At 69.7% G+C, this 7,419-nt stretch carries 9 protein-coding genes and 1 pseudogene; 6 read left to right on the plus strand and 4 right to left on the minus strand.

The window, feature by feature from the left end; all coding sequences use genetic code 11:
* Positions 1 to 67 precede the first annotated feature (67 nt).
* From gatC to CS1GBM4_RS21955, 3 genes are all read left to right on the plus strand, one after another.
* Positions 68 to 355 carry an Asp-tRNA(Asn)/Glu-tRNA(Gln) amidotransferase subunit GatC gene (gene gatC, locus CS1GBM4_RS21945; RefSeq protein WP_186420894.1) on the plus strand — a complete coding sequence of 96 codons (288 nt, stop codon included), beginning with the start codon at positions 68 to 70 and terminating at the stop codon, positions 353 to 355.
* A gap of 87 nt (positions 356 to 442) precedes the next feature.
* The gene (gene gatA / locus CS1GBM4_RS21950; protein WP_186420895.1) at positions 443 to 1,957 is read left to right on the plus strand and encodes an Asp-tRNA(Asn)/Glu-tRNA(Gln) amidotransferase subunit GatA; all 1,515 of its coding nucleotides are present in this window, start codon (positions 443 to 445) and stop codon (positions 1,955 to 1,957) included.
* Positions 1,958 to 2,055: 98 nt separating this feature from the next.
* Positions 2,056 to 2,943: a PhzF family phenazine biosynthesis protein gene (locus CS1GBM4_RS21955; protein ID WP_186420896.1), complete on the plus strand. Its 888-nt coding sequence runs from the start codon at positions 2,056 to 2,058 to the stop codon at positions 2,941 to 2,943.
* A 122-nt stretch (positions 2,944 to 3,065) separates the two neighbouring features.
* Here the strand turns inward: CS1GBM4_RS21955 and CS1GBM4_RS21960 are convergent, their stop codons facing one another.
* Positions 3,066 to 3,425: an MmcQ/YjbR family DNA-binding protein gene (locus CS1GBM4_RS21960; protein ID WP_186420897.1), complete on the minus strand. Its 360-nt coding sequence runs from the start codon at positions 3,423 to 3,425 to the stop codon at positions 3,066 to 3,068.
* 235 nt (positions 3,426 to 3,660) lie between these two features.
* Here CS1GBM4_RS21960 and CS1GBM4_RS21965 point away from each other — a divergent pair, with 235 nt between their 5' ends.
* Positions 3,661 to 4,071 (plus strand): GFA family protein, encoded by a 411-nt coding sequence (locus tag CS1GBM4_RS21965; protein WP_186420898.1) that lies wholly within the window; start codon positions 3,661 to 3,663, stop codon positions 4,069 to 4,071.
* Here CS1GBM4_RS21965 and CS1GBM4_RS21970 read toward each other — a convergent pair.
* Positions 4,068 to 5,144: a malate/lactate/ureidoglycolate dehydrogenase gene (locus CS1GBM4_RS21970; protein ID WP_186420899.1), complete on the minus strand. Its 1,077-nt coding sequence runs from the start codon at positions 5,142 to 5,144 to the stop codon at positions 4,068 to 4,070. The genes CS1GBM4_RS21965 and CS1GBM4_RS21970 overlap by 4 nt on opposite strands.
* Before the next feature lie 182 nt (positions 5,145 to 5,326).
* Between CS1GBM4_RS21970 and CS1GBM4_RS21975 the strand changes: the two genes are divergently transcribed.
* Both CS1GBM4_RS21975 and CS1GBM4_RS21980 read left to right on the plus strand, forming a co-directional pair.
* Positions 5,327 to 5,722 (plus strand): iron-sulfur cluster assembly accessory protein, encoded by a 396-nt coding sequence (locus CS1GBM4_RS21975; protein WP_186420900.1) that lies wholly within the window; start codon positions 5,327 to 5,329, stop codon positions 5,720 to 5,722.
* A gap of 7 nt (positions 5,723 to 5,729) precedes the next feature.
* A complete protein-coding gene (locus tag CS1GBM4_RS21980) occupies positions 5,730 to 6,086 on the plus strand; it encodes a TfoX/Sxy family protein (protein ID WP_186420901.1) in 357 nt (118 codons plus the stop codon).
* Here CS1GBM4_RS21980 and CS1GBM4_RS21985 read toward each other — a convergent pair.
* Together CS1GBM4_RS21985 and CS1GBM4_RS21990 are read right to left on the minus strand one after the other, a co-directional pair.
* Entirely contained in the window at positions 6,064 to 7,122 is a 1,059-nt protein-coding gene (locus CS1GBM4_RS21985; protein WP_186420902.1) for a GGDEF domain-containing protein, read from the minus strand. The genes CS1GBM4_RS21980 and CS1GBM4_RS21985 overlap by 23 nt on opposite strands.
* A 100-nt stretch (positions 7,123 to 7,222) precedes the next feature.
* Positions 7,223 to 7,419 (minus strand): annotated as a pseudogene (locus CS1GBM4_RS21990) (DEAD/DEAH box helicase); the annotation flags it as partial.

Genomic DNA, 7,419 nt, shown 5'->3' on the forward strand with positions numbered 1-7,419 from the left:
CCGCGCGCTATAGCGCTGGCGAACCACTGCCGGCGCCGCTGCGCCGATCCTTTCAGGAGCCCCGCCCATGTCGGTCGACGCCGCCACCGTCAAACGCGTCGCGCATCTCTCGCGCATCGCCGTCGATGATGCGGATGTGCCGAAGCTGCAAGCCGAGCTCAACGCCATCCTGGGCTTCGTCGAGCAGCTGGCCGAGGTCGACGTCTCCGGGGTCGAGCCGATGACCTCGGTGACGCCGATGGTGATGAAGAAGCGCCAGGACGTCGTGAACGACGGCGAGATCGCCGACGAGATCGTCGCGAACGCGCCCGCCTCAGAGGACCATTACTTCATGGTGCCGAAGGTGATCGAGTGAGCGCCTGACGCGCTCGTTCGACCATCCCCGGACGTGTGGAGCACGATCCGGGGGCTTCCTTCCGCTTGCCAGAACCGGACAATCCCCGTGACCGATCTCACCCGCCTGACCCTGACCGAGGCCCGCGACGGGCTGAAGGCCAAGCAGTTTTCCGCCACCGAGCTGACCAGGGCCCACATCGCCGCCGTCGAGCAGGCGCGCGCGCTCAACGCCTATGTGCTGGAGACGCCCGAGCATGCGCTGGCGCAGGCCGCCGCCTCCGACGAGAAGCTGGCGAAGGGCGAGGCCGGCCCGCTCGAGGGCCTGCCGCTCGGCATCAAGGACCTGTTCGCGACCAAGGGCGTGCGCACCACCGCCTGTTCGCGCATCCTCGGCAATTTCGTGCCGCCCTATGAATCGACCGTCTCCTCTCAGCTCTGGCGCGACGGCGCCGTCATGCTCGGCAAGCTCAACAATGACGAGTTCGCCATGGGCTCGTCGAACGAGACCTCGGCTTTCGGCCCGGTGGTCAATCCCTGGCGCCGCCAGGGGTCGAATGTAGGGGCAGGGGCGGCCGGCGCGATCGAAGGCAATCATCTGGTTCCGGGTGGTTCCTCCGGCGGCTCGGCGGCGGCGGTGGCCGCCCATCTCTGCCTCGCCGCGACCGCGACCGACACCGGCGGCTCGATCCGGCAGCCGGCCGCCTTCACCGGCACGGTCGGCATCAAGCCGACCTATGGCCGCTGCTCGCGCTGGGGCATCGTCGCCTTCGCGTCCTCGCTGGACCAGGCCGGGCCGATCGGCAAGACCGTGCGCGATACGGCCGTGATGCTCCGCTCCATGGCCGGGCACGACCCCAGGGACACCACCTCGGTCGACCGGCCGGTGCCGGATTACGAGGCGGCGGTCGGCCGCTCGGTCAAGGGCATGCGGATCGGCATCCCGAAGGAGTACCGGCTTGAGGGCCTCAACGCCGAGATCGACGCGCTCTGGCAGCAGGGCATCGACTGGCTGAGGGCGGCCGGCGCCGAGATCGTCGAGATCTCGCTGCCGCACGCCAAATACGCGCTGCCGGCCTATTACATCGTCGCGCCGGCGGAAGCCTCGTCCAACCTCGCCCGCTATGACGGCGTCCGCTACGGCCTGCGCGAGCAGGGCCGCGACATCGTCGAGATGTACGAGAAGACCCGCGCCGCCGGTTTCGGCGCCGAGGTCAAGCGCCGCATCATGATCGGCACCTATGTGCTGTCCTCGGGCTATTACGACGCCTATTACCTGCGCGCCCAGAAGGTGCGCACGCTGATCAAGCGCGACTTCGAACAGGTCTACGACCAGGGCATCGATGCGGTCCTGACGCCTGCCACGCCGTCCGCGGCGTTCGGCATCGGCGAGAAGGGCTCGGAGGACCCGGTCGAGATGTATCTCAACGACGTCTTCACCGTGACGGTGAACATGGCCGGCCTGCCCGGCATCGCCGTTCCGGCGGGGCTGGACAGCCAGGGCCTGCCGCTCGGCCTGCAGCTGATCGGCCGGCCCTTCGACGAGGAGACGCTGTTCTCGCTCGGCCAGGTGATCGAGGATGCCGCGGGCCGGTTCCCGGTCGGCGAGCGCTGGTGGGCCTGAGCCCGCCTCGGCGTTATCGGTCGCATTCCGAATCCTGATTTCTCCGGCGCTGCCCCGGATGGCAGTCTCCGGGCCTGATCAGGCCGCCGGAGACCGCCATGCCGTCTTATCCCTTCGAGACCGTCGACGTCTTCACCGACCGCCGCTTCGGCGGCAACCAGCTCGCCGTCTTCACCGATGCACGCGGCCTTTCCGACGCGCAGATGCAGGCGCTGGCCGCGGAGATGAACTACAGCGAGACCACCTTCGTGCTGCCGCCGGACGATCCGGCCAACACCGCCCGCGTGCGCATCTTCCACCGCACGGCCGAGATGCCCTTCGCCGGCCACCCCAATGTCGGCACCGCCTGCGTGCTCGCCGCCCACGGCCGCGACAGCGACGGCCTCCTGCTGTTCGAGGAGCTCGCAGGCCTGGTCGAGGTCCGGGTCGCGCGCGACGCCGACGGGCTGGTGACCGGCGCCACCATCGCCGCGCCGCAGGCGCTCTCGCTCGGCATCCAGCTGCCCGCCGACGCGATCGCGGCCTGCGCCGGGCTCGGCCCGCAGCACGTGCTCACTGGCCGTCACCCGCCGCAGCAGGCCTCTCTCGGCGTCAAGTTCGTGCTGGCCGAGGTCGCGCCGGAGGCGCTGGCGCGGGCGACGCCGGACATCGCGGCCTATCGCCGCCTGGCGCAGGCCAATCCCGGCCTCGAAGGCCGCCTCTCGATCTTCTTCTACGCCTGGGTCGGCGGCACTGTCCGGGCCCGCATGTTCGCGCCGCTCGCCGGTACCTGGGAGGACCCGGCGACGGGCAGCGCGAGCGCGACGCTGGCGGCACTGACCCTGTCGCTCTCGGACAGGGACAGCCTCGCCTTCGAGATTGCGCAGGGCGTCGAAATGGGCCGGCCGAGCCTGCTGCAGGTGACGGCGCGCCGTGTGGGCGCCGAGATCCGCGCCACCGTCGGCGGCGGCTGCGTGCCGGTGCTGAAGGGCGAGGCGACGGTTTAGGGAATGCTCGTCATGCTCGGGCGCGACCCGAGCTTCTCAGGCCGGAAGAGGCTCTGAACGGCGCCCCGTCGTCACGGGGTTCTCGGGCCTGCGCCGCGCTTCGCCCGGGAATGACGCGGTGGTCAGCCGAGCCCCAGCTCCGCACGCAGCTTGCGCGTCAGCCCGGCGGCGACCAGACGGTGGCTCTCGCGCAGATAGTCGCGGAAGGCGTCGTCCGGCAGGCCTTCGTCGGAGAAGCGCTGGATCCATTTCATCCCGCGCGAGGCGAGATAGGGAGCCGGGCGGCAGCCGGGCGCATCGCGCAGCATCTCATAGGCCATGGGCGAGCATTTGAACGAGACCAAGAGTGCGCCCTCGGCATCGTCGCGGCCGATCGCGAACACCTTGCCGCCGACCTTCCAGACATCGGCCCCGCCCCATTGCACGACATGGCTGGTGGCGGGCAGGGCGGCGCAGAAGGCGTTGTAGTCGTCGAGGGTCATGCTGTCCTGCCGTGGCGGAGCGCTGAATCGGGTCGCCTGATAGCCCGGAGGGCGACCCGGAGATGTCCGGAGCCGTATCGGCGCGGGCCTTCGGTCCGGCGTTGCCGCGAGCATACCTGACGATCTCTGTCTCGGCCTGCTGTTTGACTATGATGCCGGACCTCCCCGGCCACTGAGCTGGCCGGCTGGGCCGCTGCTCTGCCGCGAGGCGCTCAATCCGAATGCGAGGGCGACAATGAAACTGTCCGGTGGCTGCAATTGCGGGCAGGTCCGCTACGAGCTCGACGGCGAGCCGGTCCGCGTCGGCATCTGCCATTGCGAGACCTGCCGCAAGGGCTCCGGCTCGACCTTCTCCTTCTTCGGCATCTGGCCGAGGGCCAGCGCCACCCTGTCGGGCGAGCTCGGCTGCTGGCAGAGCCGGGCCGGGGGCGAGCGCTTCTGCCCGAGCTGCGGCTCGCCGCTGTTCTGCTGGGCGGACGGGTCCGACGAGATCGAGATCAAGCTCGGCACATTGGACCGCCCGCCGACCGAACTCGTCCCGGCCTACGAACTCTGGACGATCCGGCGCGAGCCCTGGCTGGCGCAGCAGACGGGGGCCGAGCAGCACATGCGCGATCGCGAGGATCGTCAGACTAACGGCTGTTAGAAGCTCTCGGCGTCGACGCCATGGGCCCTGGCGGCGGCGACGATCTGTGACCAGGTCTCATCGTCGAGCGGAATGCCGTCGCGCTCCCGCTCGGTCCTGGTCGCGCGCTCCTTGTCCCCGGGCGCCAGCACGGGCTGCGACGGATCCTGCGGCGCGGCGGCACGCACGAAGGCGAGATAGCTCTCGATCCGCTGCCGGCGCAGCTCCGCGTCCGGTTCGAGCCGGGCCGGGTCGATCAGAACGCCGAAGAGGGAGTTGATGATCCAGCTCCTGTGCGGCTTCTCGTCGATGCGGGCCGCGCCCATCAGCCCGGCCGAGAGCAGCTCGGCGATCAGCGACAGGCCAGCCCCCTTGTGGTCGCCGAACGGCAGGAGCGCGCCGAGCGGCAGGCCGGGGATCGCCTGCGGAAAGACATGCTTCGGTTCGACCGTCGGCCGGCCTTCGCCGTCGATGATGTAGCCTTCCGGCACGGTGACGCCCTTGTTGAGCGCGACGCGCGCCTTGCCATGGGCCATGCGGCTCGTGGCGAAGTCGAGGATCAGCGGCGCGCCGCCCGGCACCGGAATGCCCGTCGAGATCGGATTGGTGCCGAAGCGCGCCTGCTTGGCGGCGAAGGGCGCGACGATCGGCGGCCGGCCGGCGACATTGACCCAGAAGACGGAGATCAGGCCGGCGGCCGCGGCGACCTCCGAATAATGGCCGATGCGCCCGATATGGTGGGCGTCGAGCAGGTTGAGCACGGCGACACCGCCGGTCTGCGCGATCGCGACGGCGCGGTCGACTGCCAGGCGCGCCGTCGGCTGGCCGAGCGCGACATTGCCGTCGACGATCAGGAAGGGGCCGGCCTCGCTGCGGATGGCGGGCTTGGCGTGCGGCGTCAGATTGCCGTCCGCCAGCGCGTTGAAATAGAGCGGCAGCATGCCGACCCCATGGCTGTCATGGCCGCTGAGATTGGCGAGCACCAGATGCTCGGCCGTCTCCTTCGCCTCCGCCTCGTTCCAGCCGGCGGCGGTGATCATGGCGCGGGTGAGGGTGCGGAGGGCGTCGGGCCGGTGCAGGCGGTAGGAGGTCATGGCCATCTGTCGGATGCGGAACGGATCAGGGCAGAGTGCACGGGCGGGCGCCGCACGCAACGGACGCAGGCAAATGGCGCCGTCCCGGCCGGCGCATCTCGACGTTCCGCCCGCCAATCCCTATGTTGTTGTCGGCAATCCTGTTTTCACCGGACCTTGAATCCGGTCGAGGAGGGACGAGGATGTTTTCGATACCCGGCCTGAAGGTGGTCTCGCTGACCGATGCCGCCGCTGCGCGCATTCGCGAGATCATGGCGCAATCGGCGCGCGACAACCCCGATGCCCCCGCGCTCGGCCTGCGCGTCGGCGTCAAGAAGGGCGGTTGCGCCGGCATGGAGTACACTTTCGAGGTCGCGCGCGCGCTCGAGAAGGGCGACGAGGTCGTCACCGAGAAGGACGCGACCGTGATCGTCGACGCCAAGGCGGTGCTGTTCCTGCTCGGCACCGAGCTCGATTTCAGGACCGACCGCTTCTCCTCGACCTTCGTCTTCAACAATCCGAATCAGGTTTCGGCCTGCGGCTGCGGCGAATCGGTCGAGATCCGGCCGCGCTCGGAGAGCGCGCTCGCCGCGCAGTAGCGCCGGCATGGACGCCGCCGCGGTCGCGGAAGTGTTCGCGCCGGTGACGTCCGTGCGGACACGCCGCATGTTCGGCGGGCTCGGCGTCTATGCCGGCGAGGCGATGTTCGCGCTCGCCTTCGACGGCGAGATCTTCCTGAAGACGACCGAGGCGACCCGTCCGGAGTTCGCGGCGGCCGGCAGCGAGCCGTTCCGCTACAGCGCGCGCAGCCGGGACCGCGAGCTGAGCTATTGGCGTCTGCCGGCCGCCGCTTTCGACGACGAGGAGGTGTTGCGCCGCTTCACCGGACTGGCGCTCGCGGCGGCACGGGAGGCCGCGCTGGGAAAGCGCGGCCGGCCGCTCAGGCGACCTTCGCCGCGCTGACCACCGCGTCCTCGGTGACGGTCCGGTTGCGGCCGTCGCGCTTGGCCTGCAGCAGCGCGTTGTCGGCCCGCTCGACGATCGAGCTGGCCGTGTCGCCGCGCCGGTAGACCGAGACGCCGAGCGAGATCGTGATGCGCCCGAGGCTCTCATTGGTCGAGCGCTTCACCAGCTCGCGGGTCAGCAGCGCCTGACGCACGGTCTCGGCGCCGAACTTGCCGGCGACGACGTCGGCTTCGGGCAGGATGATGGCGAACTCCTCGCCGCCGAAGCGGGTGATGATCGCCTTGTCCTTGAACTTGTCCTTCATCGTCCTGGCGACCAGCCGGAGCACCTGATCGCCCGTCAGATGGCCGTGCATATCGTTGAAATGCTTGAAGAAGTCGATATCGGCCATGACCAGCGCGAAGGGCTCGCGCCGCAGCGTCGCCTGGTCGATCGCCTTCTGCAGCATCTCCTCGAAATGGCGCCGGTTGGCGAGGCCGGTGAGAGGATCGGTCAGGGCCTCGGCCCGTGTCGACTCCAGCGCCTCGCGCAGATTGTGGATCTCGTGGGCGCTCTCGCGCAGCTGCGTCTCGAGCTGGGTCTTGCGCGCCACCTCCTCGCGCGTCGACAGCACCAGCGCCTCGACCCATTCGCGCAGCTTCTGCCGGTCGGCCGAGGGCGGCACCTCTTCTGACATGGCGCAGAGCCGGCCATGATACTGCTCGCTCGAGCTCAGCGCCCGGTCGACCAGGGCCATCATGCTGTCGATCTCGGCGAGCACCTGCAGGCTGGTGCGCTCGGCCTGGCGCGACAGGCGGTCTGTGCTGATGAATTTTTCGTAGAGCGTGTCGATGTCGGCGGCGCCGACTTCGCCGCTGCTCGCCGCGATCACGGCGTTCATCGCCATGCTCAGCGCCGGCATCTCGCCGCTGAGATGCGCATACCAGACTTCGAAGGCGCGGGGGTAGCCGGGGGAATAGTGCTGTCGCATGGCCGCGACGACCTGTTCTGCCAGGTCGTGGGCCTGCGGCAAGCCCTGTCGGCTGGTGGTCATGACGTTCTGTCTCCCGGCGGCTACGGGAATTCTTCCGTATCCGTATACCGGCTGACCCTACGGCAGACGAGGTTAAGGCAAGGTTGCCGCAGCCGGCGGCTCAGCCGACGCGCACCGGACGCAGCAGGAAGGCCGGAACATGATCGCCAAGGCCCTTGACCTGAGGGCCGTCGTCGAGCTCGTCGCGACGGGGCGGGCGGCTCCGGCTGCCGCGCGGGGCGCCGTTGCCGGAAGCCTCTTCGCGGCGCGGCGCGCGCGGCGCGTCGTTGCTGCGCACCGGCTCCGCCGCGGCACGCT

Source organism: Allobosea sp. CS1GBMeth4 (assembly GCF_900185715.1).
GTDB lineage: Bacteria > Pseudomonadota > Alphaproteobacteria > Rhizobiales > Beijerinckiaceae > Allobosea.

Bases quoted from the DNA above. Each gene is read 5' to 3' on its own strand.
- gatC (WP_186420894.1), top strand. From the start codon at position 68: ATGTCGGTCGACGCCGCCACCGTCAAACGCGTCGCGCATCTCTCGCGC.
- CS1GBM4_RS21955 (WP_186420896.1), top strand. From the start codon at position 2,056: ATGCCGTCTTATCCCTTCGAGACCGTCGACGTCTTCACCGACCGCCGC.
- CS1GBM4_RS21960 (WP_186420897.1), bottom strand. From the start codon at position 3,425: ATGACCCTCGACGACTACAACGCCTTCTGCGCCGCCCTGCCCGCCACC.
- CS1GBM4_RS21965 (WP_186420898.1), top strand. From the start codon at position 3,661: ATGAAACTGTCCGGTGGCTGCAATTGCGGGCAGGTCCGCTACGAGCTC.
- CS1GBM4_RS21970 (WP_186420899.1), bottom strand. From the start codon at position 5,144: ATGACCTCCTACCGCCTGCACCGGCCCGACGCCCTCCGCACCCTCACC.
- CS1GBM4_RS21975 (WP_186420900.1), top strand. From the start codon at position 5,327: ATGTTTTCGATACCCGGCCTGAAGGTGGTCTCGCTGACCGATGCCGCC.
- CS1GBM4_RS21980 (WP_186420901.1), top strand. From the start codon at position 5,730: ATGGACGCCGCCGCGGTCGCGGAAGTGTTCGCGCCGGTGACGTCCGTG.
- CS1GBM4_RS21985 (WP_186420902.1), bottom strand. From the start codon at position 7,122: ATGACCACCAGCCGACAGGGCTTGCCGCAGGCCCACGACCTGGCAGAA.